Origin of the sequence: Acinetobacter johnsonii ANC 3681 (genome assembly GCF_000368805.1) — a bacterium.
GTDB classification, from domain to species: domain Bacteria; phylum Pseudomonadota; class Gammaproteobacteria; order Pseudomonadales; family Moraxellaceae; genus Acinetobacter; species Acinetobacter johnsonii.
The window spans coordinates 131,040-147,097 of sequence record NZ_KB849709.1; the positions used below are offsets into that span (position 1 = coordinate 131,040).

Here is a 16,058-nt window from a genome sequence, read left to right on the forward strand (position 1 = left end):
CTTAAGAAATTTCAATACCTACAGCGGCGAGCTGTTGATGTAAGGTGTCATAACACGCCGTCGATAACACTGCATCGACAGGAACAACCCAAATATCGCGGGCAAAACTAGGGTTTTGTTTGAGCAGCGCTAAAATTTTCACTGCATCTTTTTCAGTGGTAATGATGGGATTGGCATCATCAAAGACCAAATCCTCTAACTCATATTCATAATGATCAGCAAACTCATGACACTGGAACTGCTGCACTCCCATACGCTCTAAAGTACGATAAAAGCGTTGCGGAAAACCTATCCCCACGACCGCATAAAAATCATCTTGCGAATTGAAAGCTTTTGCCTCAGTACTATTCAACAAGTAAGGCTCTGCAACTTCTAAGTGCATGTGCATACTACGTGTAGGATGATCTGCATGTTCGATCACTATGCCTTGATCCAGTCTAGACTTTGGCTCTCGTAAATAACCTTCGGGCAATAACTTTTCATTGCCTAGTCCACGATTATTATCTAGGACAATCCATTCAATTTGGCGATTCAATGCCCAATGCTGAAGCCCATCATCGCTAATAATCAAATCAATGGGATAGTGAGATAAAAGCAGTTCAATACTTTCTTGACGATTTGGACCCACTGCCATCGGTACATCAGTGGATTGCACGATGAGAGTTGGCTCATCACCTACATTTTCAGGCAATGAGTTGAGATCCACCATAGTCGGAAATGGGCCTTTGGCACCATAACCACGACTGATCACACCCACTCGAATATTCTTACTTTGCAGATAACTCACCAAGTGAATGAGCAGAGGGGTTTTACCACTCCCACCCACAGTAATATTACCAATCACCATGACAGGTACAGGAGCCGTATAGGCTTTTTTAATATTGCACCGATACAACTTACGGTTTAAAAGAAAACCGCCACGATATAACCAAGACAGCGGACGAAGCACAATTAACCACTTTGCCTGTGAGTTCCAAGCATCCTGAATAAACTGTGCACCTGACATGACTTAGTTTTCCTCAAAATTACGCTGATGTAGCTGATAGTAAGCACCCTGCTTTGCAATAAGTTCAGCATGTGTACCTTGCTCTACTATACGCCCTTTGTCCATCACCACAATACGGTCTGCATTTTCAATGGTGGATAATCGATGTGCAATCACAATCGTGGTCCGATCTCGCATTGCAGCATCGAAAGCACGCTGGATAAAGTACTCTGATTCATTATCAAGCGCGCTGGTAGCTTCATCTAATATCAGCACAGGCGCATTTTTCAAAATCGCACGAGCAATGGCTATACGTTGACGTTGACCGCCTGATAAATTGAGACCTTGTGCCCCCAACTTGGTGTTATAGCCTTGTGGTAAAGCCATAATAAAGTCATGTGCATAAGCTGCTTTTGCTGCTGCAATTACCTCTTCATCAGAGGCATTTTCAAGCTGCCCATAGGCAATATTGTCACGTACAGTGCGATTAAATAAAACCACTTGCTGATTGACCATCGCCACTTGAGTACGCAGGCTATTGATTTCAATATCGTGAATATCAATACCATCAAAGAGGATTTGGCCCGAGGTCGTATCTTGAAAACGCACTAGTAAATTTACTAGAGAGGTTTTACCAGCACCAGAACGCCCTACTAAAGCAATCGTCTCACCTTCTTTGACACTTAGATTAAAATCATGCAGCGCTTGATAACCATCCACATAAACCAAGTTCACATGTTTAAAGTCAATATTACCTTTCAGTACTGGAGTTAAAGTCCCAGTATTTTTTTCTTCAGGTAAATCTAAAAGCTCAAAGACTGAATGCGCTGCGGCCATACCTCTCTGAATCTTTTCATTCACGTCGGTCAACGCTTTAATTGGCTTACTCAACATACCCGCTGCAGTAATGTAAGCGACAAATTGACCTGCACTCGTATCCTGTAAAATCTCTGGGCGTAGTGCGATCCACATAACGATGCTCAAAGCAATGGACATGATCAACTGTACAATTGGGCTGTTTAGCTGTTGTACAACCACCATTTTCAGGCCGCGACGTAAATTTTCTAAAGAGGTATCTTTAAAGCGTTGCTGCTCATAGGCCTGACCACCGAAGCCTTTCACCACCAAGTGACCATTGACCGTCTCTTGTACGACGTGGTTGACATCACCCATGGTATCTTGGACTTGAATAGAAAGCTTACGCATACGCTTTGCTGCTTTACGAATAAGCAAACCAATCAACGGTGCAAAAATCAAAATACATAAAGTCAAACGCCAGTTGCTATAAATCAGGTAACCCAAAAGTGCAATGGTAATAAGACCTTGCTGAACAATGGTTTTTAATGACTCAGTAGATGCGGCTGTAAGCTGCTCTACATTGAACATAATTTTCGCAGTGATATGACCACTGTTGTTGTCCAGATAATACTGCGAAGGAAGACGTAATAATTTAGCAAAGACTTCTTGGCGAATGTTAAAAACCAAGTTTCTTGAAATAACCGCAGTAAAATAACCTCCCATGAACAAACCCAGCCCACGGAAGAACATCACAACAACAACTAAAATTGGGAACAAGGTGGTAAAGCCTTGATCACGATGTTGAATTGCTTCAATAATTTTTTCAAGTAATTTAGCAACAGAAACTTCTGTCGCCGCATTTATAGCAAAACCAACCACCACAAGAATTGCTACGCCCCAATAAGGTTTTAAATAGCTCAGTAGACGTAGATAAACTTTTAAATCGTGTTTCACTAATAACCTCGGGAAGGCACTTTGGTACTAATATTGATATTTACAAACCCCAACTGACCGGCCACATCCATCACACGGATAACATCCTGATGGGTTGCTTTTGCATCCGCAGCAATCACAAACATTAGATCACGACGGTCATTGGAAATCTGTTTAATTGCGGTATTTAATTCTGAAACATCTTTCGATGCAATAGACTGACCATTAATTGAATAATGCCCTGTGGAATCTACCACCACTTCGATTTTATGATCAAATGTTTTCGGTGGAACACCTTGCGCATCAGGCAAGGTTAAATTCATACGACTAAATTGATTGAAGGTGGTGGTCAGCAATAAAAACACCAAAATAAATAATAAGCAATCAATCATTGGTGTAAGGTTAATATGAACATCTTCAACTTGTGAACGTTTGAATTTCATACTTCACCTTAGCTCGCTTGCTTCACAACAACATCATCATGGTTTTCAAGCACAGTTTCTGTTTGCTTATAAAATAAAGCCGCATGAAATAAAGTCGATTGCTGCTCTAATTCAGCAACATACTCTTGAACCAAACGCTGAAAATAACGATAAGCAAATAATGCGGGAATCGCAATGAACATTCCTGCCGCAGTTGTAATCAGCGCTTTAGAAATCCCTGGAATCATCAGTGTTGGATTACTGCTATTACCAATATCAATCATTAAAAATGACTCAATAATCCCCAGTACCGTTCCCAACAATCCTAAAAGAGGCGCAACAGCACTCAATGTCCCTAAAAAATTGATATTTTTTTCAAGATAACCAATTTCCTGAGAAGCAGTTGCTTCCATCTGCGCACGTGCAAACTGTTCACCTTGTGCCTTACTTTGGTAACCAACTTCCAAAATACGACCCAATGTCGTTGCCTGTAAATCCTGATTTTGTTTAAGTTTAGGCAAAACCATTTGTACGCTTTGCGCTGAATTTAATAGCAAATCTTTCGGTAAAATAGTGGATTTCTTCAAGCGAATCAAACGCTCTAAGCTAATCGCAACAGTAAAGATCGAACAGAGCACAAGGGGCAGCATAAGCCACCCACCTGCTTTTACCAATTCCCACATAACACTTCCCCAAGTATTTAAAAATAGAAAATAAAATTATTCAGCTAAGCAAATATTCAAAATACCATCTAACTCATCGAGTGAATGATAATGAATCGTGAGCTTGCCTTTCCCTTGTTTATTATGATCAATTTTGACATTTGCACTAAAACGATCTGTTAAGCGCTGTGTCAATTGTTGAAGATCTGGTGCAATTTCCGTTTTTGATTTTTCTTGTTTCGGCGCATTGAGATCACGAACATATTGTTCAGTTTGGCGAACAGATAAACTCTTCTCTATCACCAATTCAGCGACTTTCAGTTGATCTTTTCCTTTCAAAGTCAAAATGGCACGAGCATGTCCCATGTCCAGTAAACCTTGCTGCATAAAGTCTTTAACTTGCTCAGCTAGACTTAATAAACGTAATAAATTACTCACCGTGGTACGTGCTTTGCCTACAGTATCTGCAATTTCTTGATGACTTAAACCAAACTCTTCATGGAAGCGCTGTAAAGCCATCGCCTGATCAATCGGATTAAGATCTTGACGTTGAATGTTCTCAATCAACGCCAGTGCAATTGCAACTTGGTCTGTTAAATCACGAACAATGGCTGGAACTTGCGTTAAACCGGCAAGTTGAGCCGCACGCCAACGACGCTCACCCGCAATAATTTCATAGGGGTGCTTTTCATTATCAATTGGACGAATCACAATCGGCTGCATCACACCGTGTTTTTCAATCGATGCCGCTAACTCTTGTAAGTCTTGCTCATTAATAAAACGACGTGGCTGATATTCACCACGTTGTAGTAGATGCACATCGATTTGTTTTAGCTGACCGTGATCAAGAGCTTGTGCTTCAAGTTGTAATTTCTCTTTTTGAATGGAACCGAGTAAGGCATCTAAACCACGACCTTTTGCCAGCCCACGTTTTTTAACGGTCATGCGTTACTTCCTTTTTTCACTTTGCTTTTCTTAATCATTTCAGCTGCTAAATGTAAATAAGCAACTGCGCCCTTCGAGCTTTTTTCAAAATAAATCACAGGCAAACCATGCGCAGGTGCTTCAGCTAGACGCACATTACGTGGAATGACCGTGTCATAGAGTTTTTTGCCAAAGTATTGTTCTAATTCTTCAGACACATCACGTGTCAGCGCGTTACGTGCATCATACATGGTGCGTAGAACACCAATAACTTTTAACTCAGGATTTAATGCTTGTTGAATGCGATCAATGGTCTGTGTTAAATCTGCCAAGCCTTCCAAAGCATAGTATTCACACTGCATTGGAATCATCACACCATCCACCGCTGCCAATGCATTAACCGTGATCAAGCTTAAGCTTGGCGCACAGTCCACAATGATGTAATCATATGCTTGTTCAATTTCTTGCAACGCATCACGCAGAATAAACTCACGCCCTTCTTGCTCAGCAATCGCAAGTTCAACGCCTGCCAAATCACGGTTTGCACCCAAGACCTTATAACCCACTTCCGCCTTGGTAATCGCAGTCTCTATAGGCACTTCACCCAGTAAAACATCGGTCACTGAATACAGTAGGTCATTTTTTTGAATGCCTGAACCCATGGTCGCATTGCCTTGCGAGTCCATATCGACCAATAAAACACGCTTTTTAAGTACTGCTAAAGATGCAGCCAAATTTACTGCGGTTGTGGTTTTACCTACACCACCTTTTTGGTTCGCAATCGCAATAATTTGTGCCATGACCCGCCCAATCCTTTGAATTTTTTTAGATACGTTTTAATAAAAGTAAGTGTCGTTGTTCGTCCAAACGTGGAACTTTTAACGCAATAATGTCACAACTAAATTCGTTTTTGAACGCTTCAACTTCGTCATGCGGAACCAAGCCTTTCATCGACGCAATAATGCTGTCTTGGTGCATATAAGGCTTCGATGCATTGATAAAATCGGTTAAAGAGGCAAATGCACGACTGGTAATCACATCAAACTGACCCAAATCATGGATGCTATCTTCATTTTCAACACGCGTTTGAACTGCAATTACATTGGTTAATTTTAAATCTGCAATAAATTGCTTTAAAAAACGAATTTTTTTACCATTGGAATCAAGCAAAACACATTGGCGCTCAGGTTGGCATAGAGCAATAATCATGCCCGGCATACCACCGCCTGTACCAATATCCAGCAAACGACCTTTCGGCAAATCTTTTAAAATACTTAAACTATCTAATAAATGCTTCACCAGCATTTCTTTAGGATCGCGAATCGCTGTTAAATTGTAAGCTTTGTTCCACAGCACAAGTGCGTCTTGATACTTCAGCAATAAATTTAATGCTTCTTCACTCAAATCTAAGCCAAGCTTTTGACTACCTTGCTTTAAGTCTTGAAAAAATGGATGCATAAAGAAGACATCTCAATAAAATTAAACTGAAGTATACCGATTTCTCAGCCGTGGAACAGTAGCTAACGCTTAGTGATTATGCACTTAAACGTACATACCTTGACGAATCTGTAGATCTAGATCACTTAATCGCTCAGGTGTGCCAACATCCACCCATGCGGCTTGCATTTTCTCGGCAGAAATTTTTCCAGCAGACATCGCTTCTTTTAGCAATGGAGCCAACGGACGCTTACCTGCTTCTAAACCCTCAAACATCTGTGGATGTATAACTGCAACACCACTATAAGTTAGCGCCTCACCCGACTGCTCTTGTTCAAAGGTATAAGCACGCCCTTGATTTAAGATAAAGTCGCCTTTGGGATGCTGTGTCGGGTTGGGTACAAATACCAGATGCGCAAAATCGGCGTCCAATTGCACATCAAGTAAAGATGCAAAATCAAAAGTGGTCCAAACATCGCCATTCACTAAAATAAACGGTTCTGTCCCCAACAGTGGTAGAGCATTAATAATACCACCCGCTGTTTCAAGCCCTTCTTCTTCACGCGTCCAACGAATAGTCACTCCAAACTGCGAACCATCGCCAAGTGCACCAATCAACACATCGGCCAACCAGGCAGAATTAATCACAATTTCTGTGACACCAATTTGCTTGAGTTTTTCAATATGCCAAACGATCAGTGGTTTACCACCAACTTCAAGCAGAGGTTTCGGTTTATAAAGTGTTAAAGGACGCATGCGGTTGCCAAGTCCCGCTGCCAAAATCATTGCTTTCATGCTGCAACAACCTCATATTTGCCATATTTTGCTTCAAATTTCGGCATCACTTTATCGCAAATAAATTGCATGAAAGGTTGTAGTTCTGCATATGGTTTGCTTTCTTCAAGTAAATACCACATCACACGTGGTAAATCTTTCAGATAACCTGTTTTTCCGTCACGTTCAAATAAACGCACAAAAATACCTAAAATTTTAATATGACGTTGAATTGCCATCAGGTCAGCGTCTTGCTTAAACTGTTCAAAGTCACGCCCTTCTTTAGCAGAAGCTGGCAATAGGTCATAAAACACTTTAAACCAATGATAAACGCGCTCAGGATTCCACTGGATATACGCATCACGTGTAATTGAGATCAGATCATAAGTATCTGCACCTATCACCGCATCCTGAAAGTCAATTACGCCCTGCTCTTGTTCATCTGCCAAAAGCATGAGATTACGACTATGGAAATCACGATGTACAATCACTTGAGGCTGAGCCAAAGCAGCATTGGCTAAAATTGCAAATGTACGTTTAATCAGCGCAGACTCATCATCAGAAGGTTGAATCTGTAAACTTGGCAATAACCAATCTGTCAATAGCGACATTTCGGTCATTAACTTCTCATAAGAATAAGCTGGGAAATGACCTTCACCATCAATAGATTGCAATTGAATCAACTGCTTAAAACTTTGCTCATAATGTGCATCAACAGTCTTGTCATCGAGCTGTGTTGACAGTAGCACATCACCAAAATCTTCAAGCAATAAGAAGCCTTGCTCCAAATCTTTCGCCACAATATGTGGTACACGGACACCGTTCGTATCAAAAAATTCATCAATCGTCACAAAAGGCACACAATCTTCTTTTTCTGGTGGTGCATCCATCAGCATAAATGTTTTATTATTCAACTTGATTCGTGCATAACGACGGAAACTTGCATCGCCTGCTAAAAAGTTAATTTCAAATTGATCTGAACCAAGTACAGATGAAATCCATGTTTGTATCAATTGTTCACGTTGTGTATTCATTTGCGATAAATTCTAATACAGGCTGAGTTTTTAAAGTGCTAAGTGTAGCCACTTATCAACTTTTTCTCTATGATGCGACAATAATTAATTGCGTTTTAAGCATACTTGGTAAATGAGACACATGAAGCATCAGTTTAAATTTAATCCTTTAGCGACTGCGATATTTACCCTTCTTTGTGGTAGCTCAATCACAAGCTATGCTGCAACACCAACCACGTCTATTTCAGACGAACAACAATCGCTAAAACAAGCACTACAAGAAAACTATCCTGGGCAAAAGTTTTTCGAACAATACTATGTCGATAAGTCATCTCCTGAAGCTCAACAGCGCCAAGGTCGTTACTTAAGTTCCGCGTATTGCCAAGGCACATGGTTAACCCCTGTAAGCCCTGAAACCAAAGCTGCTGACGCAGCCAATGCGACATCCACCATTACAGCGGACTATGGTCACTACAACCCACAAGGTGACTCTGTTCTTGAAGGTAATGTCCTGATTGATCAAGAAGGTCGTCAAATCCGTGCCGATAAAATCACCATTGATCAAACCCAGACCTTTGCCAATGCTGAAGGTCGTGTGCAAATGGCGCAAAGTGGTTTATTAGCGCAAAGTGACCAAATCAATTACAACCTAAAAACTCAGCAAGGCGATCTGAAAAACAGCTTCTATATCTCAGAAGAACAACATGCACATGGGCGGGCTGACCAAATCCTACGTGAGTCACAAACGACCACCACGCTAAAAAATGCAACTTATAGCACCTGCCCACCAGAGCAATCGCCAACGTGGAAAATCCAAGCAGACGAAATTAAGTTAAATCAAGAAACTGGACGTGGTGAAACACGCGGCACAAAACTTTATGTTAAAGATGTACCCGTTCTCGCTGTTCCTTATTTTAACTTCCCAATTGATGACCGTCGTACTACCGGTATTTTAACACCAAGTTTTGGCTTCACCAATGATGGTGGTGTCGAGCTTGCAGTGCCTGTTTATCTCAACTTAGCACCTAACTACGATGCGACCGTTACGCCGCGCTATATCAGCGACCGCGGCCCAATGTTTGAGGGTGAGTTCCGCTATCTAACCGAAAACTTTGGTTCAGGTCAAATTTGGGGGGGTTACTTAGCTTCTGACCGAAAATATGACGATGAAGACCGTAAAGATTTGCACTTTTTACATAACTGGCAAATCAATGAACAGTTCTCAACCAACCTTGAATATAACTATGCTTCAGACAAAGACTACTTTACTGACTTAAGCAATAACCCAAACACCAAGACAGACTTAAACTTGCGTCGTGCTTGGGAGTTAAACTATAAAAATGGAATTCCTGGTCTAAAAGCCCAACTGAAAGTTGAAGACTTCCAAACACTAGACGAAACTACACCCTACGTTGACCGTCCGTATGCACGTTTACCACAGTTCTTACTCAACTATAAAGCAGGCAACGCTCTCGGTTTAGAGTACGAGTTCAACAACGATACGGCTTACTTTAAAAAGGACTTTGGGACTATCGATGGCGATACCAACGATAGCTTTGAACCAAGCGGCACCCGTGTCTATAATGACTTTTCTGTACGCTATAACTACCGTACACCGTGGGCTTTCGCCATTCCAGAAGTATCTATTCGTAATGTAAACACATTCTACGATCAAGATACCATCAATGAGTTTGACAACACCAACCGCTCATCGAATGACAAATCTTATGTCGTGCCACAGGTGACTTTTGATGCAGGTTTGACTTTTGAAAAAGAAGGCACTTTCTTACAGACGTTAAGCCCACGCATGTTCTATGCCTATGCACCCTATAAAAATCAAGATGGTGCACCAAATTTTGACTCTGCAACAGCATCGATCAACTATGATCAGTTATTTAGTGCAAATCGCTTCTATGGCCATGACCGTCTAGAAGACAATAACTTCTTGTCACTGGGCTTAAGCTATAGCTTATTTGATACGGTAGGTCTAGAGCGCTTAAAAGCCAGTGTGGGCCAAAGCTATTATTTCGAAGACCGCCGCGTAACGCTTGACCAAACAGCAGATGTCTTTGACACAGAAAATCACTCTGGTCCAATTGTCAGCGTATCTAGCCAGCTCTCGCAAAACTTTACCCTCGGTGCAAACTCAGCATGGATGGCAAATGGCGATAATGCTCAACGCGACTTACAACTTTACTTTACGGGTGATAAAGGCAACCTCTATAACGTTGGTTATTTCTACCGTAAAGAAATTGCAGACCGTCAAGAACATTACGACCAAGTGGTTGCATCTTTCGTACAACCGATCCATAACAACTGGCGTATTATGGGCCATGCTCAATATGACTTAGACAACAATGTCGCTCGTGAATACCTCCTCGGTGTCAATTACGAGTCTTGCTGTTGGGGGATCTCCGTTTATGGTCGTGAGTACTATAACGACTTGGATGACGTCAATGCTGCAGGTGTAGAACCTAAACGTGCAATTATGGCCGAAATTACACTTAAAGGCTTAGGCGGACTCAACAGTAAACTTTCATCCTTACTAGAAAATCGTATTCTAGGCTTTAACAATATTAATCAGACTTGGACAGACCGTTAATGAAGACAAAACAGTTCAAACAATTTTTTAAAGCGAGTGCTTTGGCTTTAGCTCTCGCAACCGCTATTCCAACTTTTGTACATGCGTCGGATGAAGTTGTTGCTGTAGTCGATAACAGTGTCATTTTGAAGAGTGACTTAGAAGCAAGCATGGCTGAGCTCAAACATCAACTTGAGAGCCAAAAGAAACAAGTCCCACCAGAGCAATATTTGGCACAACAAGCATTAGAGCAACTGATTATTCGTCAGACTCAGCTTGAACAAGTGAAGCGTTACAACATTCAACCTGATGAAAAAAGCTTGAATGAAGCGGTTTTAAATGTTGCAAAACAATCTGGTAGCACAAGCCTAGAAGCATTCCAACAAAAGCTCGATAAAATGGCACCAGGAACTTATGCTTCTTTGCGTAGTCGCGTTGCTGAAGATTTAGCCATCAATCGTTTGCGCCAGCAAATCGTTACCTCTCGTATCCAAATTTCAGACCAAGACGTTAAAAACTTCTTAAATACCCCACAAGGTCAAGCAGCACTCGGTAACCAAGTGCATGTGCTACATGTGCGTGTTTCAGGTGACAATGCTGACGCTGTGGCTAAGCAAGTTAAAACGGTACTAGCAAACGACAACGATGTCGCTGCAATTGCTAAAAAGTTCAGTACTGCTGGCACCAAAGTTGAAGGTGCAGATATGGGCTTTAGAGCACTTTCTGACATCCCTAGCGAGCTTGCAGCACGTGTGAGTCCACTCCAAGTGGGACAAACCACAGATTTAATTACAGTACGAGATGGTGTACATCTTTTAAAATTAGTTGAACGCAAAGGGGCTGAGCAAAAAGCGATTGTACCTCAATACAAAGCACGCCATATTTTGATCCAACCGTCTGAAGTGGTTAGCCCTGAAAATGCTAAACAAATGATCGAAAGCTTGTATAACCGCGTACAAAAAGGTGAAGACTTTGCCGTTTTGGCTTCCACCTACTCCAATGACACAGGTTCAGCACGTGATGGCGGGAGTTTGGGTTGGGTCAGCCCAGGTGTGATGGTTCCTCAGTTTGAAGAAACCATGAAAAATACACCGGTAGGTCAAACCAGTAAACCTTTTCAAACTCAGTTTGGCTGGCATATTCTTCAAGTGACTGAAACACGTCAACAAGACATGACTGCTGAATACCAAGAACGTATGGCACGTCAAATTTTAGGTGAGCGTCAATTTGATGCAGAGCTTGATAGCTGGTTACGCGAAACACGCAACAGAGCTTATGTCGAAATTAAAGATCCTAACTTAGACCGTAAGAACAACAAGTCATAAGTTTGAACACATAAAAAGACCAGCATTCATGCTGGTCTTTTTTCGCTTGGACGAAAACTAAAAATTTGGCATAAAAAAAGCCTCTCATGTGAGAGGCTTTTTTAACAATCAATTAACGATTATTTTCGTCATCTTGAGTGTCTTCAAATTTTGATTCGCCATCAAAACCAGTCGATTGGCCACTGAAGCCACCTTGACCACCGAAGCCACCTTGACTACCGAAGCCACCTTGACCACCGAAACCACCTTGACCACCGAAGCCACCTTGACCACCGAAGCCACCTTGTTGACCACCAAAGCCGCCTTGTTGACCACCGAAGCCGCCTTGTTGACCGCCGAAGCCGCCTTGTTGACCGCCAAAGCCGCCTTGTTGACCGCCAAAGCTACCTTGTTGACCAGCACCAGCAGGTGCACCAGCAGGACGTGGATTACGTGCAGGAACAACTGTAGAAATTGCATGCTTGTAAACCATTTGGCTTACTGTATTTTTTAATAAAACAACATATTGGTCGAAAGATTCAATATGACCTTGTAACTTAATACCGTTTACAAGGAAGATAGAGACAGGAATACGTTCTTTACGGAGAGAATTTAAGAACGGATCTTGCAAAGTTTGACCTTTAGACATGTTATAACTCCAAAAAAATTTAAAAATCAGCGCAAAAAACTATCTTTATTTTTCAATTAAAAATTATAAAAAAGATAGTAGCTAAATTTTGCTTTATCCGTAGCAGTTTCGCAAGTCTTCTTGTGCCTGCGTGATAGTAGAATACGTTGTAAATTTATGTGCCTCTTGCAAAGATCTTAACCAAGTGTATTGACGTTTGGCAAGTTGTCGTGTCGCAAAAAGTGATTTATCCTCCATTTCATGTTGTTTTTCGACAGTTTTATCTCCTTTTTGTAAAAATTCGAGTGCTTGTCGATACCCAACTGAGCGCATAGAGGGTAAATTTTCATCTAAATCGTATTTTTTCATAAGTGTTTCCACTTCATTTAAAAATCCGATTTTCCACATAATTTTCAATCGTTGTGCAATTCTTTGGTGCAATTCTGCACGGTCTGGCATCAAAGCATAATTATGAAAATTATAGCGATAAGGCACATTTTTAGGCTGTTCAGCTTGAAGTTTAGTAATGGGCTGCCCTGTCAACTTGTAAACTTCTAAAGCCCGAATAATACGTTGTTTATCACTCACTTTAAATTTTTCGCCCGCCAGTGGATCCACACTGCATAATTCCGCATAGACCGCAGACCAACCCTCACTTTCACCTTTGGCTTCTATTTCAGCACGAACAGCATAATCTGCACTCGGTAAATTGCTTGAAAGGCCTTCTAAAAGTGCCTTGAAATAGAGCATGGTTCCACCCACCAAAATCGGGGTTTTACCTCGTGCATGCATGTCATCAATTAAACCACATGCATCTTCAACAAAGTTTGCTGCCGAGTAGACTTCTAATGGGCTAATAATATCGATAAGGTGATGTGGATATTGCAGTAACTCTTCTTTGGTCGGCTTTGCTGTACCAATATCCATATGCTTAAAGACCAATGCTGAATCTACAGATATCAGTTCAAAATTTCCTTGCTCATAGAGCTGACATGCCAAAGCAGTTTTACCACTTGCAGTTGGCCCCATTAAATTGATGACCGGCAATTGAGTTGACATGTACAACTACTCTCCTCGAGCAAAAAGCTTATCTAGTTGAGCCAATGGAAACGCGCGCCAAGTTGGGCGACCATGGTTACATTGGCTGGCAAATTCAGTTTGTTCCATTTGACGAAGCAAAGCATTCATTTCAGAAAGACCCAAAATGCGATGCGCGCGAACAGCACCATGACAGGCCATACCCGCTAGAATTTGATCACGCTTTTGCAGTAAGCCCTGCGCTTCATCATTTGGATCCAAATCGTTAAGTAATTCAGGTACCAGCGCCTCAAAATTGGCTTTATGTAAAATCGCAGGCACACCACGAACAATGACCTGCTCATCGCCATATTGATCAATTTCAAGACCTAAACGCGCCAATTGATCTTTGAGCTCTTCCACTCGCGTAGCTTGCATTCGCGTGATATTAATCACTTTGGGAATAAGTAACTGCTGAGAAGTCCAAAACTCTGGTTTATCCCATGCTGACTTCATTTGCTGTAGCAGAATACGCTCATGCGCTGCATGCATATCAACAATAATCAGCCCTTCTGTATTTTGAGCCAGCACATAAATACCATGCAATTGTGCAATAGCAATTCCCAATGGATGTTCGTCGACTTTAGGGCTTTGCACTGTAACATCAACCAAAGGCTGAGCTTGATCAACAGCAGATGATGTATCACGCAAAGGAGCTAAATAGCTTTGCAAGGCATTATTGAGCTGTTGTGAGCCCTGATAGCGTGAGGGTTGCGCCGAATAATGGACACCTTGTGGTTGATTTGAACTAAAGTCAGTGAGCATATCCGATGGGGCTTGCTCACCAGTTTGTGCAGACTCAACATGACGATGCAACTGCAAAGGCTCTTGATAGCGAGGTTGCACAGACATCAAAGCTTGATTCTCTGCAACCTTCATGGCATCAGATAAATCTGCGGTTGCCGTTTGAAACTGCGATAAAGTCTCTTTGGCATAATGACGTACAAATTCATGTACTTCACGTTGATTCAAAAAGCGAATTTCATGTTTGGTCGGATGTACATTGACATCAATATTTTCAGGGTCTACTTCCAGAAAAAGCAAATAACCCGCATGCTGATGTCCATGCAGAATACCATCATAAGCCATACGCAGCGCATGAGAGATGGTTTTATCTTTAACAATTCGACCATTCACATAAACATACTGCAAGTCAGCCTGAGCCCGCGCATCGGAGGGATGTCCCAACCAACCTGTTAAACGCATGTTGATGCTATCTGCATCCATCCAATAAGCATTTTCAGTAAATGCGCGCCCTAGCAACTGCTGTACGCGCTGAAAACGTAGCTCACCACTATCTGCAATCGGCAAGTTCAATTTGATGTTTTGATTATGTTCAAGCACAAAACGAATATCGAAATGCGTCAGCGCTAAACGTCGGACGATTTCCTCAATATGACCAAACTCTGTGCCAGGTTTTTTGAGGAATTTTCGACGTGCAGGCACATTAAAAAATAAATCTTGTACCCGAATATGCGTACCTTTCGGTGCAGCTACAGCCTGAATGTCTTGATGGTCAAATGCAGTTCCATTGACTTCAACTTGATAGCCAATTCCATCATCCACTTGACTACTGGTCAAGGTTAAACGCGACACCGCTGCAATAGAAGCCAATGCCTCTCCGCGAAAGCCTAAACTGACAATTGCATGTAAATCTTCAGCGGTTTGGATTTTACTGGTCGCATGTCGCATCACCGCCAAAGGGAGATCTTCAGCGTAAATCCCTCGACCATTGTCCATGATTTCAATTAAAGTACTGCCGCCTTGCTCTACCCGAATAATCAGCTCTGTCGCACCTGCGTCAATCGAGTTTTCAAGTAACTCTTTGACCACAGACGCTGGACGCTCAATGACTTCACCTGCTGCAATTTGGTTGGCTAGAGCAGGATTCAAAGTATGAATACGACGTATCTTTAAATCATCACGCATTGTTTAATTAGCTCTCTAATGCTTGTAATAATGCTACTGAATGGAAACTTAAGGTAGCAGACCGTGTCAGTTCATCTTCCGATTTTTGGATATCAATAATTAAGTCCGCCTCAGGGATCTCATCGCCCCCTTTAGACGGCCATTCAAACAAAAACAGTGCATTGGGCGTTTCCAAATAGTCACGAATGCCCATTAGCTCCAGTTCATACGGATCGTTTAAACGATACAAGTCAAAATGAAAAATATCACGCCCTTGAACTTGGTAAGGTTCAACCAAAGTATAGGTTGGGCTTTTCACGGAACCTTGATGGCCTAAATGCTGTAAATAATAACGCGTTAAGGTGGTTTTACCTGCTCCCAAATCGCCAATCAAATACACTACACCCGTCGTAAAATGCTGTGCCAAAATTTTCGCTAAATTTTGGGTATCTTGTTCATTATTGAGTGTTAAGTTGAATGAATACTGCATAATACTCACGACAAGTGGCAAAAGAGCAATTATGATAGCACCGCACCCCTAAAATGCCCAAGTCGCAAGTTTGAAAACTCGTATTTTCCTATATCAACCGCTTAGATATTACCTGTAAAAAC

15 protein-coding genes are annotated in these 16,058 nt (G+C 41.7%); 2 read left to right on the forward strand and 13 right to left on the reverse strand.

Annotation, left to right across the window (positions count from 1 at the left end):
* Position 1 precedes the first annotated feature (1 nt).
* From lpxK to F946_RS16495, 9 genes are all read right to left on the reverse strand, one after another.
* On the reverse strand, positions 2 to 1,006 hold the full coding sequence (gene lpxK, locus F946_RS16455) for a tetraacyldisaccharide 4'-kinase (RefSeq protein WP_004984854.1): 1,005 nt from the start codon (positions 1,004 to 1,006) through the stop codon (positions 2 to 4).
* Positions 1,007 to 1,009: 3 nt separating this feature from the next.
* Positions 1,010 to 2,737, reverse strand: coding sequence for a lipid A export permease/ATP-binding protein MsbA (gene msbA, locus F946_RS16460; protein WP_004984855.1), 1,728 nt, complete (start codon positions 2,735 to 2,737; stop codon positions 1,010 to 1,012).
* Positions 2,737 to 3,159 (reverse strand): ExbD/TolR family protein, encoded by a 423-nt coding sequence (locus F946_RS16465; RefSeq protein WP_004696832.1) that lies wholly within the window; start codon positions 3,157 to 3,159, stop codon positions 2,737 to 2,739. Before F946_RS16465 ends, msbA begins: the two co-directional genes overlap by 1 nt.
* An 8-nt stretch (positions 3,160 to 3,167) precedes the next feature.
* Positions 3,168 to 3,821, reverse strand: coding sequence for a MotA/TolQ/ExbB proton channel family protein (locus tag F946_RS16470; protein ID WP_004984856.1), 654 nt, complete (start codon positions 3,819 to 3,821; stop codon positions 3,168 to 3,170).
* 36 nt (positions 3,822 to 3,857) lie between these two features.
* A complete protein-coding gene (locus F946_RS16475; RefSeq protein WP_004696828.1) occupies positions 3,858 to 4,745 on the reverse strand; it encodes a ParB/RepB/Spo0J family partition protein in 888 nt (295 codons plus the stop codon).
* The gene (locus F946_RS16480) at positions 4,742 to 5,524 is read right to left on the reverse strand and encodes a ParA family protein (RefSeq protein WP_004984859.1); all 783 of its coding nucleotides are present in this window, start codon (positions 5,522 to 5,524) and stop codon (positions 4,742 to 4,744) included. Before F946_RS16480 ends, F946_RS16475 begins: the two co-directional genes overlap by 4 nt.
* 25 nt (positions 5,525 to 5,549) lie before the next feature.
* The gene (rsmG, locus tag F946_RS16485; RefSeq protein WP_004984861.1) at positions 5,550 to 6,182 is read right to left on the reverse strand and encodes a 16S rRNA (guanine(527)-N(7))-methyltransferase RsmG; all 633 of its coding nucleotides are present in this window, start codon (positions 6,180 to 6,182) and stop codon (positions 5,550 to 5,552) included.
* 84 nt (positions 6,183 to 6,266) lie between these two features.
* Positions 6,267 to 6,956: an N-acetylmuramate alpha-1-phosphate uridylyltransferase MurU gene (gene murU / locus F946_RS16490; RefSeq protein ID WP_004984863.1), complete on the reverse strand. Its 690-nt coding sequence runs from the start codon at positions 6,954 to 6,956 to the stop codon at positions 6,267 to 6,269.
* A complete protein-coding gene (locus tag F946_RS16495) occupies positions 6,953 to 7,969 on the reverse strand; it encodes an aminoglycoside phosphotransferase family protein (RefSeq protein WP_004984865.1) in 1,017 nt (338 codons plus the stop codon). The genes murU and F946_RS16495 overlap by 4 nt, the downstream gene beginning before the upstream one ends.
* Positions 7,970 to 8,090: 121 nt before the next feature.
* Between F946_RS16495 and F946_RS16500 the strand changes: the two genes are divergently transcribed.
* Both F946_RS16500 and F946_RS16505 read left to right on the forward strand, forming a co-directional pair.
* Entirely contained in the window at positions 8,091 to 10,550 is a 2,460-nt protein-coding gene (locus tag F946_RS16500) for an LPS-assembly protein LptD (protein ID WP_004984870.1), read from the forward strand.
* Positions 10,550 to 11,854, forward strand: a complete 1,305-nt coding sequence (locus tag F946_RS16505; protein ID WP_004696818.1) for a peptidylprolyl isomerase — start codon at positions 10,550 to 10,552, stop codon at positions 11,852 to 11,854. The genes F946_RS16500 and F946_RS16505 overlap by 1 nt, the downstream gene beginning before the upstream one ends.
* Before the next feature lie 112 nt (positions 11,855 to 11,966).
* On the opposite strand, the gene hfq is transcribed toward F946_RS16505, so the two are convergent.
* The 4 genes from hfq to tsaE form a co-directional block, all read right to left on the reverse strand.
* Positions 11,967 to 12,482, reverse strand: coding sequence for an RNA chaperone Hfq (hfq, locus tag F946_RS16510; RefSeq protein ID WP_004984873.1), 516 nt, complete (start codon positions 12,480 to 12,482; stop codon positions 11,967 to 11,969).
* Between the two features lie 93 nt (positions 12,483 to 12,575).
* Positions 12,576 to 13,520 (reverse strand): tRNA (adenosine(37)-N6)-dimethylallyltransferase MiaA, encoded by a 945-nt coding sequence (gene miaA, locus F946_RS16515; protein WP_004984875.1) that lies wholly within the window; start codon positions 13,518 to 13,520, stop codon positions 12,576 to 12,578.
* A 6-nt stretch (positions 13,521 to 13,526) separates the two neighbouring features.
* Entirely contained in the window at positions 13,527 to 15,467 is a 1,941-nt protein-coding gene (mutL, locus tag F946_RS16520) for a DNA mismatch repair endonuclease MutL (RefSeq protein WP_004984877.1), read from the reverse strand.
* 7 nt (positions 15,468 to 15,474) lie between these two features.
* On the reverse strand, positions 15,475 to 15,936 hold the full coding sequence (gene tsaE / locus F946_RS16525; protein ID WP_004984879.1) for a tRNA (adenosine(37)-N6)-threonylcarbamoyltransferase complex ATPase subunit type 1 TsaE: 462 nt from the start codon (positions 15,934 to 15,936) through the stop codon (positions 15,475 to 15,477).
* Positions 15,937 to 16,058 lie beyond the last annotated feature (122 nt).